The 20886-nt window shown below is 64.9% G+C and carries 21 protein-coding genes and 1 tRNA gene; 13 read left to right on the top strand and 9 right to left on the bottom strand.

Going from position 1 to position 20886, the window contains the following annotated elements:
- Positions 1–13: 13 nt before the first annotated feature.
- From selB to H7F36_RS10690, 7 genes are all read left to right on the top strand, one after another.
- A complete protein-coding gene (gene selB / locus H7F36_RS10720) occupies positions 14–2008 on the top strand; it encodes a selenocysteine-specific translation elongation factor (RefSeq protein WP_187054652.1) in 1995 nt (664 codons plus the stop codon).
- 54 nt (positions 2009–2062) lie between these two features.
- Positions 2063–2155: transfer RNA gene (locus H7F36_RS10715), tRNA-Sec, on the top strand.
- 185 nt (positions 2156–2340) lie between these two features.
- Positions 2341–2529, top strand: a complete 189-nt coding sequence (locus tag H7F36_RS10710) for a hypothetical protein (protein ID WP_187054651.1) — start codon at positions 2341–2343, stop codon at positions 2527–2529.
- Between the two features lie 33 nt (positions 2530–2562).
- The gene (paoA, locus tag H7F36_RS10705; protein ID WP_187054650.1) at positions 2563–3222 is read left to right on the top strand and encodes an aldehyde dehydrogenase iron-sulfur subunit PaoA; all 660 of its coding nucleotides are present in this window, start codon (positions 2563–2565) and stop codon (positions 3220–3222) included.
- Positions 3219–4163 carry an FAD binding domain-containing protein gene (locus H7F36_RS10700; protein WP_187054649.1) on the top strand — a complete coding sequence of 315 codons (945 nt, stop codon included), beginning with the start codon at positions 3219–3221 and terminating at the stop codon, positions 4161–4163. Before paoA ends, H7F36_RS10700 begins: the two co-directional genes overlap by 4 nt.
- A gap of 4 nt (positions 4164–4167) precedes the next feature.
- A complete protein-coding gene (gene paoC, locus H7F36_RS10695; protein WP_187054648.1) occupies positions 4168–6360 on the top strand; it encodes an aldehyde oxidoreductase molybdenum-binding subunit PaoC in 2193 nt (730 codons plus the stop codon).
- Between the two features lie 296 nt (positions 6361–6656).
- The gene (locus tag H7F36_RS10690; RefSeq protein WP_187054647.1) at positions 6657–8531 is read left to right on the top strand and encodes a DUF3857 domain-containing transglutaminase family protein; all 1875 of its coding nucleotides are present in this window, start codon (positions 6657–6659) and stop codon (positions 8529–8531) included.
- Positions 8532–8560: 29 nt separating this feature from the next.
- Here H7F36_RS10690 and H7F36_RS10685 read toward each other — a convergent pair whose 3' ends face one another.
- The 3 genes from H7F36_RS10685 to H7F36_RS10675 are packed head-to-tail and all read right to left on the bottom strand — an operon-like array spanning position 8561 to position 9452.
- The gene (locus tag H7F36_RS10685) at positions 8561–8953 is read right to left on the bottom strand and encodes a hypothetical protein (RefSeq protein WP_187054646.1); all 393 of its coding nucleotides are present in this window, start codon (positions 8951–8953) and stop codon (positions 8561–8563) included.
- A complete protein-coding gene (locus H7F36_RS10680) occupies positions 8950–9213 on the bottom strand; it encodes a Txe/YoeB family addiction module toxin (protein WP_187054645.1) in 264 nt (87 codons plus the stop codon). The genes H7F36_RS10685 and H7F36_RS10680 overlap by 4 nt, the downstream gene beginning before the upstream one ends.
- Entirely contained in the window at positions 9210–9452 is a 243-nt protein-coding gene (locus tag H7F36_RS10675; protein WP_187054905.1) for a type II toxin-antitoxin system Phd/YefM family antitoxin, read from the bottom strand. The genes H7F36_RS10680 and H7F36_RS10675 overlap by 4 nt, the downstream gene beginning before the upstream one ends.
- A gap of 127 nt (positions 9453–9579) precedes the next feature.
- Here H7F36_RS10675 and H7F36_RS10670 point away from each other — a divergent pair, with 127 nt between their 5' ends.
- A complete protein-coding gene (locus H7F36_RS10670) occupies positions 9580–10401 on the top strand; it encodes a hypothetical protein (protein WP_187054644.1) in 822 nt (273 codons plus the stop codon).
- 198 nt (positions 10402–10599) lie between these two features.
- Here H7F36_RS10670 and selD read toward each other — a convergent pair whose 3' ends face one another.
- The gene (gene selD / locus H7F36_RS10665; protein WP_261802573.1) at positions 10600–11667 is read right to left on the bottom strand and encodes a selenide, water dikinase SelD; all 1068 of its coding nucleotides are present in this window, start codon (positions 11665–11667) and stop codon (positions 10600–10602) included.
- Positions 11668–11699: 32 nt separating this feature from the next.
- On the opposite strand from selD, the gene H7F36_RS10660 reads away from it, so the two are divergent.
- From H7F36_RS10660 to mnmH, 5 genes are read left to right on the top strand one after another with little or no spacing between them, the layout of a single operon-like run.
- Positions 11700–12572 carry a putative selenate ABC transporter substrate-binding protein gene (locus tag H7F36_RS10660; protein ID WP_187054643.1) on the top strand — a complete coding sequence of 291 codons (873 nt, stop codon included), beginning with the start codon at positions 11700–11702 and terminating at the stop codon, positions 12570–12572.
- Complete coding sequence (locus tag H7F36_RS10655; protein WP_187054642.1) at positions 12569–13369, top strand: phosphonate ABC transporter ATP-binding protein; 801 nt, start codon at positions 12569–12571, stop codon at positions 13367–13369. The genes H7F36_RS10660 and H7F36_RS10655 overlap by 4 nt, the downstream gene beginning before the upstream one ends.
- Positions 13366–14220: a PhnE/PtxC family ABC transporter permease gene (locus H7F36_RS10650; RefSeq protein WP_187054641.1), complete on the top strand. Its 855-nt coding sequence runs from the start codon at positions 13366–13368 to the stop codon at positions 14218–14220. Before H7F36_RS10655 ends, H7F36_RS10650 begins: the two co-directional genes overlap by 4 nt.
- Positions 14217–15023 (top strand): phosphonate ABC transporter, permease protein PhnE, encoded by an 807-nt coding sequence (gene phnE, locus H7F36_RS10645; RefSeq protein WP_187054640.1) that lies wholly within the window; start codon positions 14217–14219, stop codon positions 15021–15023. Before H7F36_RS10650 ends, phnE begins: the two co-directional genes overlap by 4 nt.
- Complete coding sequence (gene mnmH, locus H7F36_RS10640) at positions 15016–16077, top strand: tRNA 2-selenouridine(34) synthase MnmH (RefSeq protein ID WP_187054639.1); 1062 nt, start codon at positions 15016–15018, stop codon at positions 16075–16077. Before phnE ends, mnmH begins: the two co-directional genes overlap by 8 nt.
- On the opposite strand, the gene fdhD is transcribed toward mnmH, so the two are convergent.
- From fdhD to H7F36_RS10615, 5 genes are all read right to left on the bottom strand, one after another.
- On the bottom strand, positions 16078–17007 hold the full coding sequence (gene fdhD, locus H7F36_RS10635) for a formate dehydrogenase accessory sulfurtransferase FdhD (RefSeq protein WP_187054638.1): 930 nt from the start codon (positions 17005–17007) through the stop codon (positions 16078–16080). It abuts the gene before it with no gap.
- Between the two features lie 33 nt (positions 17008–17040).
- Positions 17041–17985, bottom strand: a complete 945-nt coding sequence (locus H7F36_RS10630; RefSeq protein WP_187054637.1) for a LysR family transcriptional regulator — start codon at positions 17983–17985, stop codon at positions 17041–17043.
- Positions 17986–18007: 22 nt separating this feature from the next.
- Positions 18008–19099: an iron-sulfur cluster carrier protein ApbC gene (gene apbC / locus H7F36_RS10625; RefSeq protein WP_187054636.1), complete on the bottom strand. Its 1092-nt coding sequence runs from the start codon at positions 19097–19099 to the stop codon at positions 18008–18010.
- 78 nt (positions 19100–19177) lie between these two features.
- On the bottom strand, positions 19178–19837 hold the full coding sequence (locus H7F36_RS10620) for a YceH family protein (protein ID WP_187054635.1): 660 nt from the start codon (positions 19835–19837) through the stop codon (positions 19178–19180).
- A 5-nt stretch (positions 19838–19842) separates the two neighbouring features.
- Positions 19843–20880 carry an isocitrate/isopropylmalate dehydrogenase family protein gene (locus H7F36_RS10615; protein ID WP_187054634.1) on the bottom strand — a complete coding sequence of 346 codons (1038 nt, stop codon included), beginning with the start codon at positions 20878–20880 and terminating at the stop codon, positions 19843–19845.
- Positions 20881–20886 lie beyond the last annotated feature (6 nt).

The following is a 20886-nucleotide window of genomic DNA, read 5'->3' as shown; positions in this document are numbered from 1 at the left end:
CCAGGCGCGCGCCATGATCATCGGCACCGCAGGTCACATCGACCACGGCAAGACGACGCTGGTGCGCGCGCTCACCGGTGTCGACACCGACTGGCTGCCCGAAGAGAAGCGGCGTGGCATCTCTATCGAGCTGGGCTACGCGTACCTGCGCACTGCCGATGACATTTCACTGGGCTTCGTCGATGTGCCCGGCCACGAGCGCCTGCTGCACACCATGCTGGCCGGCGCCACCGGCGTCGACCACGCCTTGCTGGTGGTGGCGGCCGACGACGGCGTGATGCCGCAGACGCGCGAGCACCTGGCCGTGGTCGCGTTGCTCGGCCTGCAACGCGGGACCGTCGCCATCACCAAGATCGACCGCATCGATACCGCCGAACGCGACGTGCGCGTGGCACAGGTGCGCGCCGACATCGATGCCCTGCTCGCCGACACCTCGCTTGCAGGCGCGCCGGGCTTCGCGCTGTCGGCAACGACCGGCGAAGGCGTAGATGCCCTGCGCAACCACCTGGTCGCCGAGGCAGCCCGTGTTGCTCCTTCCCTTCCCGAGGGAAGGCAGGGATGGGGGCAAGCACCCAACGCACCCCAAGCCTTCCGCCTCGCAGTAGACCGCTCCTTCACCCTCCCCGGCGTTGGCACTGTCGTCACCGGCTCGGTCATGGCCGGCCACGTCCGCATCGGCGACGAACTCCTCATCGTCCCCGGCGAGCGCAAGGTGCGCGTGCGCGGCATCCACGCACAGAACGAGCAAGCCGAGTCCGCGCATGTCGGTCAGCGCTGCGCCCTCGCGCTGGCCGGCGTTGCCAAAGACGAGGTCCATCGCGGCCAGTGGGTTTGCGCGCCCGGCATCGCGCTGAGCACCGATCGCATCGACGTGCAGCTCATGCTGTGGCCCGGCGAAGCACACGCGTTGCGCTCGGGCACGACCGTGCACACGCACCTCGGCACCAGCGACGTGATGGCTTCGGTCGCATTGCTCGACCGCGATGTGCTGGGACCCGGCGACACCGCGCTCGCGCAACTCGTGCTGCGCGAGCCGATGGCCGCATGGCACGGCGACCGCGGCGTGCTGCGCGACGCATCCGCGGTGCGAACCATCGCAGGCGTGCGCGTGCTCGATCCCTTTGCGCCCGTGCGCTATCGACGAACGCCGGAGCGCCTGCACGCGCTGGCAGCGTGGGCGTTGGACGACCGCGCCGCGCTCGTGGCGGCGCTCCTCGCCAGCGCGCCGCTCGGCATCGATGCAAACCGCGTGACGCGTGCGCTCGCGCTGCAGCCAGACGTGGCGTTGCCGTTGCCAGCCGATGCCGTGCGGCTGGCCGGCGCATCGATTGCAAGCGCGCTGAACACCGGCGCACTCATCGCCGGCACGCACTTCGCTGCGCTGCAACAGCGCATCACCGACCGCCTCGCTGAATTCCACGCTACATCACCCGAAGAAGTCGGCCCCGACCCGCGCCGCCTCAAGCGACTCGCCGCACCACGCACCGGCGATGCGCTGTGGCTGCACGCCATCGAGGCGCTGCTAGACCACGGCGCATTGGCACGCAGCGGCCACTGGCTGCATCTGCCCGCGCATGCGGCCGTGCTCAGCGCCACCGAAGAGCGGCTGGGTCAAAAGCTGTTGCCCGTGCTTGCAGACGGCGGCTTCGATCCCGCATGGGTGCGCGACCTCGCCAAAGGCTGCGGCGCATCGGATGCGGTCGTGCGCCAGACCCTCGCCAGCCTGGCGCGGCGCGGTCTGACATTCCAGGTGGTCAAGGACTTGTACTATCCAGCGGCGACCATCGAGCGGCTGGCCGCACTGGCACGCGACTGCCTCGCGTTGCCGGAAGGGCTGCAAGCCGCGAGCTTCAGAGACGCGACCGGCCTCGGTCGCAAGCGCGCGATCCAGCTGCTCGAGTTTTTCGACCGCGTCGGCTACACGCGACGCGTCAAGGATGTGCATTTGCTGCGGCCCGATACCGTGCTGTTCGGTGCGTCGGGCAGCAGCAAGCCTGCTGCGTCGTAGTCGTCGTCGTCGTCGTCGTCGTCGACATGAATCATTCCATGAGCAACAAGACATGGAAGGGAATCGTCCCTGGTGGGGCGGCCGGGCTTCAAACCCGGTGGGTGGCGCCACGCGTCGCCGGGAGGGTTCGACTCCCTCTCCCTTCCGCCCGCGCTCCAGCGAGACGGTAGCGTTCTCCTGTTGCCGGAGCACCAGTGCTCGGCGTCAAGTCCGACGCGGCACGGCGCGGTGCCGAGGCAAGGTGTTTTGAATCGTTCTGATGAAAAGGTCAGCAACGCCTCCAACGTCGATACCTCGGGCACTTAGTCGCCTGCCCCACGCAAGGAACTCCCATGTCTGCAACATCACCGACCCCCGACGCGCTCGATAACGAATCGCTGCTGGAGCAAGCGAGACACGAGGCCCAGGAAAAGATGGCTGAGCTGCACCTCGAAGAGGGCACCGTGAAGTCCGAAGGCGGCCAGAACTCGCCCAGCCCCGAAGACGTCATTCCCCACCAGGCGCCCGAAGAGGCGCCTTGAAGAACAGACCGGTAACCATCCCTGAAACCCACCATGTCGATACAACCAGACTCTTATGAAGTCCGCAGGCGCGACGTGCTCGCGAGCGGCCTGGCCACTGCCGCCGGCACAGTGCTGCCCATTGCGGCGAGCCGTGCGCAAACGGCCGAAACATCTGCACCCAAAGGCGCGGGACCCCTGCCCATGATGCCCATCGAACTCAAAGTCAACGGCCAGACGCACGCACTCGACCTCGACACCCGCACCACCTTGCTGGACACGCTGCGAGAACACCTCCATCTGACCGGCTCCAAGAAGGGTTGCGACCACGGCCAATGCGGTGCCTGTACCGTGCTGGTCAACGGTCGACGCATCAACAGTTGCCTGACGCTGGCAGTGCTGCACGACGGCGACGAGATCACGACGATCGAAGGGCTGGGAGCGCCCGGAAAACTGCATCCGATGCAGGCCGCCTTCATCAAGCATGACGGCTTCCAGTGCGGCTACTGCACGCCAGGCCAGATCTGTTCTGCAGTGGGCACGCTGCAGGAAATCAAGGCTGGCATACCGAGCCACGTAAGTGTCGACATCAAGGCCATCCAACGGGCCACGCCGGAAGAAATCCGTGAGCGCATGAGCGGCAACATCTGCCGCTGCGGCGCCTACGCCAACATCCTCGACGCCATCCAGGAAGTCGCCGGAGACGCCGCATGAAGCAGTTCACTTTTGAGCGCGCCACGACGCCCGCAGGTGCGGCCGCTTCGCTGGCCAATACGCCCGGCGCCAAGCTCATCGCAGGCGGCACCAACCTGCTCGACCTGATGAAGCTGCAGATCGAAACGCCGACGCACCTCATCGACATCAACCGCCTGAACCTGGGCCAGGTCGAAGACATGCAAGGCGGCGGGTTGCGTATCGGCGCGCTCGTACGCAACACCGACCTCGCTGCACACCCGCGCGTGCGCGCCGACTACGCCGTGCTCAGTCGCGCTTTGATGTCGGGCGCCTCGGGCCAGTTGCGCAACAAGGCGACGACCGCGGGCAACCTGCTGCAACGCACGCGCTGCCCCTATTTCTATGACACGACCAAGCCTTGCAACAAGCGTCAGCCGGGCTCTGGCTGCACGGCAATCGGCGGCTTCGATCGCAACCTGGCGATTTTGTCGACCAGCGACCAGTGCATCGCAACGCATCCGAGCGACATGGCGGTCGCCATGCGCCTGCTCGACGCCTCGGTGGAAACGGTGCGAGCCGACGGCACGCGACGCGCGATCTCGATCGCCGATTTCTATCGCCTGCCCGGCACCACGCCACAGGTTGAAAACACCCTGGCGCGCGACGAAATGATCACCTCAGTAACGCTGCCGGCGCCGTTGGGCGGCAAGCACATTTACCGCAAGGTGCGCGATCGCGCGTCGTATGCGTTTGCGCTGATCTCGGTGGCTGCGGTGGTCCAGCCCGATGGGCGGGGGCGCTTTGCCTATGGCGGTCTGGCACCGAAGCCGTGGCGCGTCGAGGCGGCCGAATCGCAGGCCGATGCTGCGTCGATTGCGCGCGTCACGCTCGCAGGCGCACGCACCAGCGAACACAACGCGTTCAAGCCGTTGCTGGTGGAACGTACGCTGGCCTCGGTGCTGGCAGAAGCGAGGAGTTGAAATCATGAAATTCGATCAACCCGCGACCCGCAATCCGATTGACCGTCTCAAGGTGGTCGGCAAGCCGCACGACCGCATCGACGGCCCGCTCAAAACCACCGGCACCGCGCCCTATGCCTATGAGCGGCATGACGTGGTGCCGAATCAGGCGTACGGCGTCATCCTCGGCGCCGCCATCGCCAAAGGACGCATCCGGCGCCTGGACACCAGCGCCGCGCGCGCGGCACCCGGCGTGATCGCCGTGGTCACCCATGAGAACGCCGGCAAGGTCGACAAGGCCCAGGCCATCACCGCCAAACTGATGGCGGGGCCCGACATCGATCACTTCGATCAGGCGGTAGCCATCGTGGTGGCCTCGACGTTCGAGCAGGCCAGAGCGGCCACGCAGCTCATCGTGGTCGAGTACGACCGCGTCGAAGGGCGCTTCGACCTGGCCAAAGAACGTGCCTCGGCCGTGAAGCCGAAGATGGACGACCCGCCGGACACTGCCGTCGGCAACTTCGCCGAGGCCTTCGCGAACGCCGCCGTCAAGGTTGACCAGACCTACACCACGCCCCACCAGAGCCACTCGGCGATGGAGCCCTTTGCCAGCATCGCGTCGTGGCAGGAGGGCAAGCTCACGGTGTGGACCTCGAATCAGATGATCGCCTGGGCGAAGCGCGACCTGGCGGAAGTGCTCGGCCTGCAGCCGGCGGACGTTCGTGTGGTGTCGAGCTATGTCGGTGGGGGCTTCGGCTCCAAGCTGTGGATTCGCAGCGACGTCGTCATGGCGGCGCTGGCGGCACGCGTGGCCGGCCGACCGGTCAAGGTAGCGCTCGCGCGGCCGCAAATTCCCAACAACACGACCCATCGTCCCGCGACGATCCAGCGCATCCAGCTGGGCGCCGGCAACGACGGCAAGCTGGTCGCCATCTCGCACGAGAGCTGGTCCGGTGACCTGCCCGGCGGTCAGCCCGAGACCGCCGCGATGCAGACGCGCCTGCTCTACGCGGCTGACAACCGCATCACCTCCCACCGTCTCGCCACGCTCGATTTACCCGAAGGCAACGCCATGCGTGCGCCGGGCGAGGCCTCCGGCTTGATGGCGCTCGAAATCGCCATGGACGAGCTGGCGGAGCGCCTGAAGATGGACCCCGTTGCGCTGCGCATCGCGAACGACACCCAGGTCGATCCCGAGAAGCCTGGCCGTGCGTTCTCGCACCGCGACCTCATCGGCTGCCTGCGCATCGGCTCACAGCGCTTCGGCTGGGACCAACGGCGTGCCACGCCCGGCTTGGTGCGCGATGGCCGATGGCTGGTCGGCATGGGCATGGCCAGCGCGTTCCGCGGCAACCTAACCATGAAATCGGCGGCGCGCGCCGCGGTGGACGGCAAGGGCGTGGTCACGATCTCGACCGACATGACGGACATCGGCACCGGCAGCTACACGATCATTGCGCAGACCGCGGCGGAAATGCTCGGCGTGCCGCTCGAACAGGTGGTCGTGCGGCTGGGCGACTCGGACTTTCCGGTATCGGCCGGATCGGGTGGGCAATGGGGTGGCAACAGTTCGACGGCCGGTGTCTATGCGGCCTGCATGAAATTGCGCGAAGCCATTGCACGCAAGGCCGGCCTGATGGCGGGCGATGCGCGCTTCGACGAGGGCAAGATCATTTCGGGCAACCGCAGCTTCACACTCGCCGAAGTGGCAGGCCGGCAAGGCATCAGCGTGGAAGACGGCATCGAGTTCGGCGACCTGGCCAAGACCTACGCGCAGGCCACCTTCGGTGCGCACTTCGCGGAAGTCGGCGTCGATGCGGCCACCGGCGAAGTGCGCGTGCGGCGCATGAGCGGCGCCTTCGCGGCCGGCCGCATCCTCAACCCGAAGACCGCCCGCAGCCAGGTGATCGGCGCGATGACCATGGGCCTCGGCGCAGCGCTGATGGAGGAGCTGGTCGTCGACACGCGTTATGGCTACTTCGTCAATCACGACCTGGCCGAGTACCACGTGCCGGTGCACGCCGACGTTCCGAAGCAGGACGTGTTCTTCCTCGACGAGGTGGACGACAAATCGTCGCCGATGAAAGCGAAGGGTGTCGGTGAGCTGGGCTTGTGCGGCAGCGCGGCGGCCATCGCCAATGCGGTCTACAACGCCTGTGGCGTGCGGGTGCGGGACTATCCGCTGACGCTGGACAAGATCATTCGGTCATTGGCTTAGCGTCTAAACGCCGGCCGCAAAACAGTTTCTACATAGCCACGGTGTCAACAACCGGCTGATCCCACGTTCAGCACAGCGGTGGGCCGCGCGGCTTTCTCGAAATGGTCGACGACAAGACGCCGGCCTTTGCCGACTACCGCGGTAATCACAGGTATCTTTCGCGTGCGGTTGGAGTCGTTTGACTGGAACTGCGCGCAGCACACCTCCTGTTGCATCTTTCGCCGCGCAAACTAAACTGCGCCGCACAGCCAAGGCCTCACCGCCCAAGCCAGCAGAAAACGCACAGGGAGAAAAAAATGATCCGCTACTGGATGGTTCTTGCTTTGCTGGCGGTCTCTCACCACGCCGTCGCGCAGTCAGCGTTGCCGGCTGCATCAAGTGCGGAGACCGGCTTCACGCCCGGCATTGCCTACGAGCGGCGCCATGTCGACTACATCGTCGAACGCGACGGCCGCTTCGTCAAGGAAATCGACTCGATCCGAGTGGTGCTCAACGATGCCGGCGTGCGCGAAGTCGCGCAAATCGCGCAGTCGTACAGCGCCAGCCTGGAAACCACCGAAATCGTGTTGGCGCGGCTGATCACGCCGGACGGCAAGGAGATCGACGTCCCGCCGTCCGCCATCTTCGTGCAGGAACCCTATGCATCGCAGGCCGCGCCGATGTTCAGTGACCAGAAGGTCAAGACCATCGTTTTTCCACAAGTCACGCCAGGCGCAAAAATCCTGTTGAAGACGCGTGTGACTCAGCGCGTTCCGATCCTCCCAGGCCAGTTCAGCGCCATGGAGTTCATCTCGCCGCACTCCGCGCGACAGGATTTTGTTTTCACGGTTACCGCCCCTGCGGACATGCCACTGGACGTGCAAACCATCGACCTTCCGCATGTGCAGGAAACGCTGGCCGATGGCCGGGTGAAGCACGTCTTTAGCAGCGACAACGCAAAGGCGGTCGCGCCCGAAGCAGGCAGCGTGGCGCGAAGCGACTACAGCCCGAGGATGGTCGTCAGCACCATGGCCGACGGTGCTGCCCTTGCCACCGCCTACGGTCAATTGACTGGCGATATTTCTGCGCCCACTGCGCGCATCGTTGCGCTGGCGGATCAACTGACCCAGGGCGTGTCGGACCCGCGCAAACAGGCCGAGGCACTCTACAACTGGGTGCGTCTGAACATCCGCTATGTGAACGTTGTCCTCGAACGCGGTGGCTTCATTCCGAGACCGCTCGACAGCATTCTTTCGAACGCCTATGGCGACTGCAAGGACCAGGCGGTCTTGCTCGGCGCATTGCTGCGCGCCAAGGGAATCGACAGCACGCCCGTGTTGATCGGCGCGGGCAACGCGTTCTGGATGCCGCGCGCCGGAACACTCCAGGCGTTCAACCACATGATCACTTACGTGCCGCAGCTGAACCTGTACTTGGACAGCACGGCACGCTACAACGCCTTTGGCACCTTGCCTTTCGCCGACGGCGGCAAGCAGGTGCTCCATGTGAAGTCGGGCCAATGGGCCAGCACCCCGCTGTCCGACGGCGGGTTGACGGCGGTGAAGCAGGTGATCGATGTCGCGCGAGATGAATCGGCCGTCGTCAAGACTTCCGTTCGTGGCACCGGCTTGGGTGCCGCCACATTGCGCGGAACATTCGCGGCGATGCAATCGATTTCCGATGCGCAGGTGGTGACGTCAATGCTCGCCCAAGCAGGCGCCAACGGCACGGGCGTACTGCGCCGGCCTGACCTGCGTGCAGACAGCGCAGAAGCAGAATTCGGCCTGGACTACGACACAAAAAACTTTCTGGACTTGCCCGGACCCGGTGCGATCCGCATGCCTCCGTCAGGCTTCAATGCCCTGGCGCCCTGGGTGGCATCGCTGAGGACGGAGCGCCACTATCCCTACGGTTGCCCCAACGGCGAAGTCAGCGAGACAGTCGAGCTCAAGCTACCCGACAACGTGCGCCTACTGCGAGACCCGCCTTCCGAACACCACACGCTCGACGTGACCGGCAGCCGCATCGAGTATCGGCAGACAGTTCAGCGAGAAGCCGGATCACTCAAGCTCGTGCGGACCATGACGATGGTCGCGACGCAGCCGGTGTGTGCGGGGACGGACATGGAAGCGCAAAAGGTGTTTGCACGGAAGGTGGAGCGGAGTCTTCGGACGCAGTTGCTGTATGAGTGATGCGGGCAAGCAAGCGAATTCTGCAAGCCTCAAACGCCTGAACCGAGTTGCTCAAGCTGGGCCAGTGTGTCTACCAGAAAGGTCTGGTCGATCGTGAAGCCGTATTGAAGCTTGTTCGTCCAACTGATTGAAGAAATGTCGCCGGTCACTTCAATGCCGCCGCGGCCGTTTCCAGTGAGAACGACGTTGATTTGCGACTCACGTGGATGAAGTTCAGCCGTTCCCTGAAGTGTGTCGTACAGCACTTTGAGTTGCTGCTCGAATCGAGCGAAGTCGGTCGGTTCAAGGAACGCGTTGACTGCGGAAGTGAAACCAGGGACAGCGACACTTGCCCGCATTTCATACCAGCCATCAGTCACTTCGTGCGAAAGGAGTTCGAAGAGAACATATTCAGACCCGCCGCCGATTCGAACCTGATTCATTCGTAGTGACTCCACATTCGAAGCACGCGAACGATGCGCTCCTTTTTGAAAACTTCATACACAAGGCGATGTTGGATGTTGATTCGCCGCGAGTACGCGCCATCAAGATCCCCGACAAGCTTTTCGTACGGTGGCGGATTCTGAAATGGATCGACGACCAGTACTTCGAGCAGTTCCAGAGCCTTGCCTTTCAAGCCCGCCGCAGCAAGCTTTTTGGCATCCTTGATTGCGTGCTTCGCATAAACGACTTCCCACCTCACCAGCAAAGCTTCTTGGCGCTCTTGTCCAACGGCTCGGCCATGCCTTTCTTGATGGATTCGCGCATGCCGGGGACGGACAGCAGATACAGCGTTTCCTGTATCGCCTGCCAATCATCGGCCGAAACAAGGACCGCACTACTGCGCTTGCCCGAGATAAGAATCGGCTGATGCGACTCGCTGGTTTGATCGATCAGACGGTACAAGCTTGCACGAGCTTCGCTCGCTGTGATAGGGGTGATCATGGTGTTCTCCAAACATTCGATAGCGTACGAAAAAACGTACCGTCGGTCAACTTTCATTCCTTGGACAAAATCTGCGCGCCTAGCAGCTCATATCGTCGTGGTCTCAATTGGCACACTTGGTGATGTGAATCCATTCATCAGCCTTGGGCAGGCCCTGCAACGGAGAGGACACCGGATCACGTTCCTGGCCCCGGCCGTTCATGAGGAACTAGTTCGGGAGGCTGGATTCGCGTTTCATGCGCTTGGGAGCCGCGAGGACTATTTCGCTCTCATCAATAATCCCGACCTTTGGGATTCACGGAAGGCGTTCGAAACGCTGTGGCGCGGTGTCCTTTCCATCTTGGTGGAGATCCCGACCTTCGTCAGAGCCTTGCCAGCAGATGAGCAGTGCCTGCTGCTCACTCATCCCTTCGCGCTGCCCGCGGCATCGCTGGCGCGGGCTGAACGGCCCGACTTGCCGATCGTTGGCGGCTATCTGGCGCCGGCGAATATGCGAACCGTCCACGATCCTCTGACGATAGGGCCAATTGGTATTCCTGCGTGGCTGCCGATTAGCTGGCGTCGTTGGATCTGGAACGGCATTGACGCCAAACTGATCGATCGGATCGCCGTCCCAGACTTGAACAAAGAGCGTCAACGCAAAGGGCTTGAGCCAGTGGCGCACTTGGTCGAGCATATGCATACCGTCGCGGATCTTTCGCTGACCTTGTTTCCGTCGTGGTTTGCCAAGGACCAGCCGGATTGGCCTCAACCGCGCCACAGCGGGGAGTTTCCGCTCTTCGACCCGCATCCGGAACATGAGCTATCTGATGAAATTCGCCAATTTCTCGCGAACGGTGACGCGCCGATCATTTTCCGTCAGGAACCGGACACAAGCACGGCAGCGCCTATTTCTCCAGGGCATTGGACGCGGTCACTCGACTCGGTCGGCGTGCGATCTTTTTGACGCCATTTCAAAAGCAGTTGCCCACCGCTCTACCGGGTGAGGTGCTGTGGCAATCGTACGTGCCCCTTCGACGCCTTCTTGTTCATGCGGCGGCCATCGTTCATCATGGGGAAATCAGGAACCACCGCCGAGGCCTTGCGATCCGGAATCTCTTGCGTAGACCGGTTGAGTCTGCCTTCTGAAGCTGGCGTTCACAGCTCAGGAGTGGACCCGCAGACCCGCAGACCCGCTCTCGACCCGCCCAACGACAGCAGCGCCGCCAAACCCTTCGGTCCTGAACACCTCCAGCACAGCGTCCACCGCTTCAGCCGAACAACTCACCAACAGCCCCCCCGAAGTCTGCGGATCGCTCAACAGACTCTGCGCAGTCTTCGAAAGTCCCTCCGCCAACTGGACATCAGCGCCGTAGCCTTCCCAGTTCCGCCCCGAAGCCCCGGTCACAAACCCTTCGGCCACCATCGCTTCGACGCCCTCCAGCAGCGGCACCTTCGACCACTCGATCACCGCAGTCAGCCCCGCACCCCGCGCCAGTTCCAGCACATGGCCGGCCAGGCCGAAGCCGGTCACGTCGGTCAGTGCATGCACGCCGTCGAGCTGCGCCAGTGCGATGCCGGGCGTGTTGAGTTTGGTCGTCGTGTCAATCAGTTGCCGATACCCGGCCTCTGACAACTGCTCCTTCTTCAGCGCCGCCGACAGCACGCCGACGCCGAGCGGCTTGCCGAGGATCAGCACATCGCCGGCCTTGGCGCCGGTATTGCGGCGCACGCGATCGGGGTGCACCAGGCCCATCACGACCAGGCCGTAGATCGGCTCGACCGAGTCGATGGTGTGGCCGCCCGCGATGGGGATGCCGGCCGCGCGACACACGTCCTGGCCGCCGCGCACGATCTCGCCGATGACTTCGACGGGCAGCTTGTCGATGGGCATGGCGACCAACGCCAGCGCCATGATGGGTTTGCCGCCCATGGCGTACACGTCGCTGATGGCGTTGGTGGCTGCGATGCGGCCGAACTCATACGGGTCGTCGACGATCGGCATGAAGAAGTCGGTGGTCGCGATGAGCGCCTGTTCGTCGTTCAGGCGGTAGACGGCGGCGTCGTCGGCGGTCTCGATGCCGACCATCAATTCCTTCGGAATCAGTCCGCTGCCGCCGCTCTTTAGAATTTGCGACAGCACACCCGGCGCGATCTTGCAGCCGCAGCCGCCACCATGAGAAAAGCTCGTGAGGCGCAGCGGCGCCAGCGGGTTCATCAGTGTTGGTTTCATGACGTGCATTATCGAAGCAGGACATTTCCCCCATGAAGACATTTACCCACGCAATCACTCGTTTCGTGCTCGCGTTTTCCGTTTCGTTCGCAGCCCTCGGTGCGCACGCTCAGAGCGCCAACGTGCTGCGCGTGTCCGCCATCCCCGACGAGGCGCCGACCGAGCTGCAGCGCAAGTTCACGCCCCTGGGCGACTACCTGAAGAAGGAAACGGGCATGGACGTGGTGTTCACGCCCGTGACCGACTACGCCGCCGTGGTCGAAGGCCTCGCCTCCAACAAGATCGACTTGGCGTGGCTTGGCGGCTTCACCTACGTGCAGGCGCGCATTCGCACCAACGGCGGCGTGGTGCCGATCGTGCAGCGCGCTGAAGACGAGGTGTTCACCAGCAAGTTCATCGTGCCGATCGACAGCACCGCGAGGACGCTGGCCGACCTCAAAGGCAAGACCTTCGCTTTCGGCGCGCCGTCGTCGACTTCGGGCAGCCTGATGCCGCGCTACTTTTTGCTGCAAGCCGGCATCGACCCGGAAAAAGACTTCAAGACGGTCGCGTTCTCCGGCGCGCACGACGCCACCGTGGCCTTCGTGGCCGCATCGCGCGCCGAGGCCGGCGTGCTCAACGCATCGGTGTGGGACAAGCTGGTGGAGTCCAAGAACCCGAATGCCGCCAAGGTGCGGGTGCTGGCGACCACGCCGCCTTTCTACGACTACAACTGGACGGTTCGCCCCGGCATGGATCCGGCGCTGCAGAAGAAGCTGACCGATGCTTTCCTGAAGCTGGACCCGGCCAATCCGGCACAGAAGGAAATCATGGGCCTGCAACGCGCCAGCAAGTTCATTCCGACCCAATCGTCCAACTACGACAGCATCGAGACCGCTGGCAAATCGGCTGGCCTGATCAAGTGAGCTTCGCGCTCGACGGCGTCGGTTTCGTTCACGCCAACGGGCACCGTGCGCTGACCGGCATTTCGCTGTCGGCGGGTGCCGGCGAAAGGCTGGCGGTGATCGGGCCTTCGGGCGCAGGCAAGACGACGCTGTTGCGCGTGCTGGGTGCGGCGCTGCATCCGGTCGAAGGGCGTGTCGCGGTGCTCGACGTCGATCCCTGGAAACTGTCGCCGTCCGCGTTGCGCAAACTGCGCGCCCGCATCGCGACCGTGCACCAGGCGCCGCCCATCGCGCCGCGGCTGCGCGTGGTGACTGCGGTGCTGTCGGGGCGCTTGGGGGAATGGACGCTGCCGCGCGCCATTGCGTCGCTGCTGCACCCATCGGACATCGCCGGCGCGCACGAAGCGCTGACGCGCGTGTCGCTCCAGGACCGTTTGTTCGACCGCTGCGACCGGCTCTCCGGCGGGCAGTTGCAACGCGTGGGCGTGGCGCGGGCGATGTACCAGCGACCGGCGTTGCTGCTCGCCGACGAGCCCGTTTCCGCCCTCGACCCGACGCTGGCAGATGCCACGCTGCGCGAGTTGGTCGCGCAGAGCGAAGCGACCGGTGCCACTTTCATCGCCTCGCTGCATGCGGTCGACCTGGCGCTGCGCTGGTTCCCGCGCATCGTCGGCATGCGCGAAGGGCGCGTCGTGTTCGACAGGCCGAGGGACGAGGTCACGCAGGAGATGTTGACGGCGTTGTATGCGAACGAGCACACCGCGCAAGGCGCTGCCGACAGCGCAGTGCCGATGCATCTCGCGGTCTGCCGCGCATGAATATCCCGGTGCCTATCCCGGCACGCGCCCCGGAGCGCACTCTGCGCGATCCGCTGGCGCAGCGTCGCCTCGGCTGGCTCGTCTTCGCGCTGGTGTTGTGCTGGCCGATGCTGCAGTTGGCCGAGTTCAACCCGGCTGCGCTGTTCGCACCCGGCAACCTGTCGGTCATGGGCGGCTTTCTGGCGGGCTTCTTTCCGCCATCGACCCAACCCGAGTTCCTGAAGCTGCTGCTGAAGGCGACGCTCGAAACGGTGGCGATGGCGACTGCCGGGACAGCCCTTGCCTTCGTCATCGCAGTGCCGCTCGCCTTCATCACCACGCGGGCGCTGTCGGTGTCGCGCATCGGGCCGGGGCCGGGCCGGGTGCGATCTGTGGTCGTGCGGCAAGCAGGCCGATCGGTGCTGATGGTGCTGCGCGCCATTCCTGAAATCGTCTGGGCGCTGATCTTCGTGCGCGCACTCGGGCTCGGCCCCGCCGCGGGTGTGCTGGCGCTGGCCATCACCTACGGCGGCATGCTGGGCAAGGTTTACTCGGAGATCTTCGAGTCGACCGACACGCGGCCCGCGCGCGCCCTGCTCGAAGGCGGCAGCGGGCGCGTCACCGCGCTGCTCTACGGCCTGTTGCCCAACACCGGGCAAGAGCTGGCGTCGTACACCGTCTATCGATGGGAATGCGCGGTGCGCGCGTCGGTGGTGATGGGCTTCGTCGGCGCCGGCGGGCTCGGCCAGCTGATGGACCAGTCGATGAAGATGCTGGCCGGCGGCGAGGCCAGCAGCATCCTGCTGGTGTTCCTGGCGCTCGTGTTGTTTGCCGACATGCTGAGCACCCTGTTGCGCAAGCTGCTCGCATGAGCGCTTCTCCCGTATTGCCTCCCGCGCCATCGCCTTGCCTGCGCTGCTGGACGGCCATCGGGCTGGTGCTCGTGGCGGTGGTCGCCAGCTTCGTCTATCTGGGCATCGACTTTCGCGCGCTGGGCTCGGGCGAATCGCTGCGGCTCATGGCGAAATTCATCGCCGAGTTCTTTCCACCGGACGTATCGCCGGCGTTCTTGGGCAAGGTCGGCTGGGGCACCCTGCAGACGCTGGCGGTATCGGCCCTCGGCACGCTGCTCGCGGCACTGGTCGGCGCGGTGCTGGCCTTGCCTGCCTCGGGCCGCTGGGGCGTGGTGCCGCGGAGCGCGACGCGCTTCGTGCTGAATTTCTTGCGCAGCGTGCCCGAGTTGGTCTGGGCTGCGCTGATGGTGTTGGCGGCCGGCATCGGGCCTTTTGCCGGCGTGCTGGCGCTGGCGCTGCACACGACCGGCGTACTCGGCCGCCTCTTTGCCGAAAGCCTTGAGAACGCGCCTCGCGAACCCGAACAGGCGCTGGTGCTGGCGGGCTCGGGCAGCATCGCCGCCTTCGGCTACGCAAGTTTGCCCATCGTGATGCCGCAATGGCTGGCCTATACGCTGTACCGTTGGGAGATGAATATTCGCATGGCCGCAGTGCTCGGCTTCGTCGGTGGTGGCGGCTTGGGGCAACTTTTGTACTTTCACCTTTCGATCTTTCAACAACAACAGGCGATGACCGTGCTGATCGCGATGTTCGTGCTCGTGGCCATCGTCGATTTCGCGAGCGCCCGGTTGCGGCGCGTTCTGGGGCCAGCCTATGCATAGAAAACCCACCGAAGTCGGAGACCGCAAGAGCTTCGAAACGGTCATCGATGCGCGCTCGCCGGCGGAATTCGCGCTCGACCATATTCCGGGTGCCATCAACTGCCCGGTGCTCGACGACGACGAGCGGCGCATTGTCGGCACCATCTACAAACAGACCGGCGCTTTCGAGGCCCGGCGCGTGGGTGGCGCGATGGTCGCGGCCAACCTGGCAAAGCATCTGCGCGAACAGTTCGCCGACAAGCCGGCCAAGTGGAAGCCGCTGGTCTATTGCTGGCGCGGCGGGTTGCGCAGCGGGTCGATGGTCAGCTGGTTGCGGCTGGTCGGCTGGGACGCCAAGCAATTGGCCGGTGGCTACAAGAGCTTCCGGCGCGAGGTGCTGACAGTGATCGAAACGATGTCGCCGCAGCTCGACCTGCGCATCATCTGCGGGCCGACCGGCAGCGCCAAGACGCGCGTGCTGCAAGCCATGGCCGCGCGCGGTGCGCAGGTGCTCGACCTGGAAGATTGCGCGCGCCACAAAGGGTCGCTGCTCGGCGCGCTGCCCGGCATCGAACAGCCATCGCAAAAGCACTTCGAGACGCTCATCGCGACGGCGTTTGAAGCACTCGATCTGTCGAAGCCGCTGTATGTCGAGGGCGAGAGCGCACGCATTGGGCGGTTGTCGGTGCCGATCCCGTTGGTCGGCAATATGCGGGCGGCGCCGTGTATCGAGATCGAAGCCAGTGCCGAAGCCCGCCTCGATTTCCTGCTGCGCGACTATGCCTACCTCGGCGACGATGCTGAACTGCTGGCGATGCAACTCGGCAAGCTGAAAGAAATGCGGGGCAAGGAAACGGTCGCGCGCTGGCAGGCCTGGGCGCTCAGTGGCGCGCTGTCACCGCTGTTCGCCGAGCTGATGGCGCTGCACTACGACCCGCTCTACGACAGGTCTCAAACGTCTCATTTCCAACAGTGGCCGGAGCGAAGCAAGGTCGTTGTCGCTGATTTGTCTGCGCAGCCCGGAGGCGGCATCGAACTCGCAGCCGACGCAGTGCTTGCCCTTCACGGCAAGTGATCACGCCGCCGCCGAAGACTCACCCGCGCCCGATGCATAGAGCACTGCGCGCGGCGCACGGCACAAGCCCCACAGCCGAAGGCCGGTGAGTTCGGCCATGCGCACGCCCATCGCGGTGGGCGCCGAGATGGTCGCCATCGCGCTCAATCCCAATCGCGCGCACTTGCGCACCAGCTCGTGGCTGCCGCGGCTCGACATCAGCACGAAACCCGGCTCGCCCAGTTGCCCGGTTTGTGCGAGGTGGCCGAGCAGTTTGTCGAGCGCGTTATGACGGCCGACGTCTTCCATCACTTCGACGAGATCGCCTTGAACCGTGGCCCAGCCGGCCGCGTGAATGGCGCCGGCTTCGCGGTTCAGCGTCTGCCGCGGCGGCAACGCATCGAAAGCCCGCAGCACGGTCGCGAGGTCGATGCGCTCGATCCAGTCGCGCGGTGGCAACGGCAGCGGCGTGAGGTCGAGCGCCGCGAAGCTTTCGACGCCGCAAATGCCGCAACCGGTGCGGCCCGCGAGGCTGCGGCGCCGGTCTTTCAGGCGCTCGAAGCTGCGCGTCGAAATATCGAGCTGCACTTCGATGGCGGGCATGCCGTCGGGCAAGCCGGCATCGCGCGCTGAGATCGACACGACCTCGATGCCACGGCAATCGGATGCTGTGTCGAAGATGCCTTCGCTCAGCGCAAAGCCGAGCGCGAAGGCTTCGAGGTCTTGCGGCGTCGCCATCATCACCGCGTGCGAAACGCCGTTGAAGACAAGTGCGACGGGCACTTCGGCGGCGAGCGTGTCATCGCGCACCACGCCCTCGGCGGGTATGGATTTTTCGCCGTAGACGCGAACGGCGCGGCGCTCGACCGGTGCGATCGACAGCTCGCCGGAAGCGTTGCGTCGTGCGGTGGCCGGGCTGGGAGCGGTAGGAGCGGTGGCTGGAACTGACATCGTCGTCACGATAGCCGAACGGCGCGTCGTCTGCTACGCGTCCAGCGCGCCGCTGTGCTGGGCGATCTGCGCCTTCCACTCGGGGGTTTGCAGCAATTCGAGCGCCGCGCCGAGCGCGCGTGACGGCCGCACGCCGTCTTGCGTCAAAAAGCCGATGGGTGTGCGCACTTCAGGCGCGACCAACGGCAGTGCCTCGAGCTCGCGCAACCCGCGCACGGCAGCGACCATGGCGCCCGGCAGCACGCTGCACACGTCGCCTGCGATCACCGCGAGCGCCAGCGTCAACACGGAGTTGGTCTCGATCGCCGGCGCGACCTCCACGCCGGCCTCGCGCAGTGCCAGATCGATGATCGTGCGGTTGTGCATGTCGGGCGTGAGCAGGCACAGGGGCAGCGCGCCGGCATCGGCCCATCGCATCGGTGCGCCGATGGCGAGCTTGTCTTTCGAAGGCTTGGGCGCGCGGCGCAACAGGTAGTAGTGCTCGATGCTCTGCGGCCAGGCGGTGAGCTTCACGTTTTTCAGCCGCATGCGTTCGGTGTAGCCCAGCGCGAGGTCGAGCGACAGGTTCTCCAGGCCCATTTCGAGTTGCTGCGAGCTCATCGAAAGAACCGTCGGCACGATGCCCGGCTGCCGCTGCTGGAGCATCGCGGCGAAGCGTGCCAGCATCGGAATGGCGGTGGGCACCGCGGCCATCCGCAGGTGCCCGCGCGGGTGCGCCTCGTCGCTGCGCAGTTCCTGCTGCAGCACCTCGTTGTCGCGCAGCATGCGCTGGCCTGTCGCCAGCACGCGCTCGCCTTCATGCGTGAGGCCGACATACGCGCGGCCCCGCTTGACGATGACCACGCCGAACTCGTCTTCGAGTGCGCGCAATGCGTTCGACAACGCCGGCTGTGTGATGTGCGACGCCTCGGCCGCACGGCCGAAGTGGCGGTGCTCGCTCAACGCGACCAGGTAGCGCATCGAGGCGAGCAGGTTCATTGCTTAGACGCGCCCTGAGTCTTCAGGTGTTCTTGCTGATCGAGATGGTCGGGAACTTGGCCGAAAAGTCCTTGGCCTTTTCCGCGATACCGACTGCGACCTGGCGCGCCACCGCCTTGTAGAGGCCGGCCACTTCACCGTCGGGGTCGGCTATGACCGTCGGCTTGCCGCTGTCGGCCTGCAGGCGAATGTTGATGTCGAGCGGCAGCGCGCCCAGATACGCCATGTCGTACTGCGCCGCCATCTTCTTGCCGCCATCGGCGCCGAAGATGTGCTCCACCTGGCCGCAGTTGGAGCAGACGTGCACTGCCATGTTCTCGACGATGCCGAGGATCGGCACGCCGACCTTCTCGAACATCTTGATGCCCTTGCGCGCATCGAGCAGTGCGATGTCTTGCGGCGTGGTGACGATCACAGCGCCGGTCATCGGCACGCGCTGGCTGAGCGTCAGCTGGATGTCACCGGTGCCGGGCGGCATGTCGACGATCAGGTAGTCGAGGTCTTTCCAGTTGGTCTGGCGCAGGAGCTGGTCGAGCGCCTGCGTCGCCATCGGGCCGCGCCAGATCATGGCCTGGTCCTGATCGACCAGAAAACCGATCGACATCACCTGCACGCCGTAGTTGCGCATCGGCTCCATCGTCTTGCCGTCGATGCTCGGGGGCTTGCCTTCGATGCCCATCATCATCGGCTGGCTCGGTCCGTAGATGTCGGCATCGAGCAGGCCGACCGAAGCGCCTTCGGCGGCCAGCGCCAGCGCCAAATTGGTGGCGGTGGTGCTCTTGCCGACACCGCCCTTGCCCGACGCAACCGCAATGATGTTCTTGACATTGGGCATCAGCTGCACACCACGCTGCACCGCGTGGCTCACCACGTTCAGGGTGATGTTGACCGACACGTTGTCGATGCCCGGCAATGATTTGGCCGCCGCGACCAGCGCTTTGCGCAGCGCCGGGTATTGGCTTTTGGCCGGGTAGCCGAGTTCGAGGTCGAAAGAAACGTCGCCGTCGGCGATCTGCACGTTCTTCAGCGATTTGCTGTCGACGAAAGACTTGCCGGTGTTCGGATCGACGACCGGCTTGAGCGCGGCGATCAGCGCCTCTTGGGTAACTGCCATGGATAACTCCTGAATGGCGAGTAGTCTAGTGCGCACCCCCGTCTTCAGTGGTTGCTCGGGCCATTCCTTAGGCCGGGATCAGGTCATCCCGAGCTCGGAACAAATGCGGGCGACGAGCGCTTTCAGATCGGCGACTTCGGCTTCGAGCCGCGCCACGTTGGCCTTGAGCGCAGCGACTTCGCCCAGCGACACATCGCCGCTCGCAGTCGACTCGGGCCGTGCTGCATCTTCCGCCGGCGTGCCGCTGAGCAGCTGCGCCCATCGACTTTCGCGCGCACCGGGCAAGCGTGCCAGCTTCATCACCAACGCGCCCGCGGGTCGCTCCGCCAGCTCGTCCAGGAAGCCCTCGACCGACGAGATATCGGCAAAATTGTGCATGCGGTCACAGGCGATGCGCAACTCGCCTGGCGTCTGCGGGCCGCGCAGCATCAGCACGGTCAACAGGATGATCGACTGCGACGGCACCTGCAGCACGCGGTCGGCATTGTGCGCATACCGAAAGCTCCGGCCGCCGCTGGTTTCGCTCACCAGGCTGTAGCCCTTCAGGCTGTCGATGGCGCCCTGCACTTCGGTATCGGTCGCCTCGATCACCGGGTTGCGACTGGTCTTCTGGTTGCAGCCCGACACCAGCACGTTGAGCGTGAGCGGATAGCTGTCGGGCACGGTGCGCTGCTTTTCGGCGAGCACGCCGAGCACGCGGGTTTCGAGCAGCGACAGCGTTGGCAGAGGTTGCGCCATGCGCTTCAGCCTCCTTTGATGCGGGCGACCAGCGCCTTGGTGAAGGCCGCCGTGTTCGCGGTGCCGCCGAGGTCGCCTGTGCGCACCTTGTCGATGTTGAGCGTCTGATCGATCGCGCTTCGCAGCCGCGTCGCCAGCTGCGGCATCTTGCAGTGGTCGAGCATCAAGGCCGAGGCCAGCAGCAGCGCGATAGGGTTGGCGATGCCCTTGCCGGCGATGTCGGGCGCAGAGCCATGCACCGCTTCGAAGATGGCCGCATCGGCACCGATGTTGGCCCCCGGCGCCATGCCCAGTCCACCGACCAAACCAGCCACCAGATCGGACAGGATGTCGCCGAAAAGATTGGTGGTTACCAGCATGTCGAACTGCCACGGGTTGAGCACCAGCTTCATCGCGCAGGCGTCGACGATGATGGTGTCGAGCTCGAACTTGCCCTTGTATTGCGCGTCTTCGTACATCTGCAGGCCGGTCTCGAGGAACAGCCCGGTCAGCACCTTCATGATGTTGGCCTTGTGCACCAGCGTCACCTTCTTGCGGCCGGTGGCGATGGCGGTGTCGAAGGCGTATTTGAGAATGTGGCGGCAGCCTTGCCGCGTGTTGATGCCGGTTGCCATGCCGACCGCGTGCGGATCGTCGTCGATGCGCACATAGTGCTCATGGCCGATGTAGAGACCCTCGAGGTTTTCGCGCACCACCAACAAGTCGATCTTGTCGAAGCGCCCGCCCGGAATGACGGTGCGCGCCGGGCGCAGGTTGGCGTAGAGCTGGAACTCTTCGCGCAGACGCACGTTCGACGAACGGTAGCCGCCGCCCGACGGTGTCTCGAGCGGGCCCTTCAACGCGAGGCGCGTGCGGCGGATGCTGTCGAGCGTGGCCGCCGGCAGCGGGTCGCCGGCCAGTTGCACGCCGCCGAGGCCTGCGACCTGGCGGTCCCATTCGAACGGCGCTTGCAATGCATCGAGCGCGGCCAGCGTGGCGTCGACGATTTCGGGGCCGATGCCGTCGCCGGGGATTAGTGTTGCGGGGATGGTGATGGACGTCATGAAGCC

Origin of the sequence: Variovorax sp. PAMC28562, assembly GCF_014303735.1 — a bacterium.
Taxonomy (GTDB): Bacteria; Pseudomonadota; Gammaproteobacteria; order Burkholderiales; family Burkholderiaceae_C; genus Variovorax.
This window is presented reverse-complemented; position numbering and strand designations above follow the sequence as displayed.

Bases quoted from the DNA above. Each gene is read 5' to 3' on its own strand.
- selB (WP_187054652.1), top strand. From the start codon at position 14: ATGATCATCGGCACCGCAGGTCACATCGACCACGGCAAGACGACGCTG.
- H7F36_RS10710 (WP_187054651.1), top strand. From the start codon at position 2,341: ATGTCTGCAACATCACCGACCCCCGACGCGCTCGATAACGAATCGCTG.
- paoA (WP_187054650.1), top strand. From the start codon at position 2,563: ATGTCGATACAACCAGACTCTTATGAAGTCCGCAGGCGCGACGTGCTC.
- H7F36_RS10700 (WP_187054649.1), top strand. From the start codon at position 3,219: ATGAAGCAGTTCACTTTTGAGCGCGCCACGACGCCCGCAGGTGCGGCC.
- paoC (WP_187054648.1), top strand. From the start codon at position 4,168: ATGAAATTCGATCAACCCGCGACCCGCAATCCGATTGACCGTCTCAAG.
- H7F36_RS10690 (WP_187054647.1), top strand. From the start codon at position 6,657: ATGATCCGCTACTGGATGGTTCTTGCTTTGCTGGCGGTCTCTCACCAC.
- H7F36_RS10685 (WP_187054646.1), bottom strand. From the start codon at position 8,953: ATGAATCAGGTTCGAATCGGCGGCGGGTCTGAATATGTTCTCTTCGAA.
- selD (WP_261802573.1), bottom strand. From the start codon at position 11,667: ATGAAACCAACACTGATGAACCCGCTGGCGCCGCTGCGCCTCACGAGC.
- H7F36_RS10660 (WP_187054643.1), top strand. From the start codon at position 11,700: ATGAAGACATTTACCCACGCAATCACTCGTTTCGTGCTCGCGTTTTCC.
- H7F36_RS10650 (WP_187054641.1), top strand. From the start codon at position 13,366: ATGAATATCCCGGTGCCTATCCCGGCACGCGCCCCGGAGCGCACTCTG.
- phnE (WP_187054640.1), top strand. From the start codon at position 14,217: ATGAGCGCTTCTCCCGTATTGCCTCCCGCGCCATCGCCTTGCCTGCGC.
- mnmH (WP_187054639.1), top strand. From the start codon at position 15,016: ATGCATAGAAAACCCACCGAAGTCGGAGACCGCAAGAGCTTCGAAACG.
- fdhD (WP_187054638.1), bottom strand. From the start codon at position 17,007: ATGTCAGTTCCAGCCACCGCTCCTACCGCTCCCAGCCCGGCCACCGCA.
- H7F36_RS10630 (WP_187054637.1), bottom strand. From the start codon at position 17,985: ATGAACCTGCTCGCCTCGATGCGCTACCTGGTCGCGTTGAGCGAGCAC.
- apbC (WP_187054636.1), bottom strand. From the start codon at position 19,099: ATGGCAGTTACCCAAGAGGCGCTGATCGCCGCGCTCAAGCCGGTCGTC.
- H7F36_RS10620 (WP_187054635.1), bottom strand. From the start codon at position 19,837: ATGGCGCAACCTCTGCCAACGCTGTCGCTGCTCGAAACCCGCGTGCTC.
- H7F36_RS10615 (WP_187054634.1), bottom strand. From the start codon at position 20,880: ATGACGTCCATCACCATCCCCGCAACACTAATCCCCGGCGACGGCATC.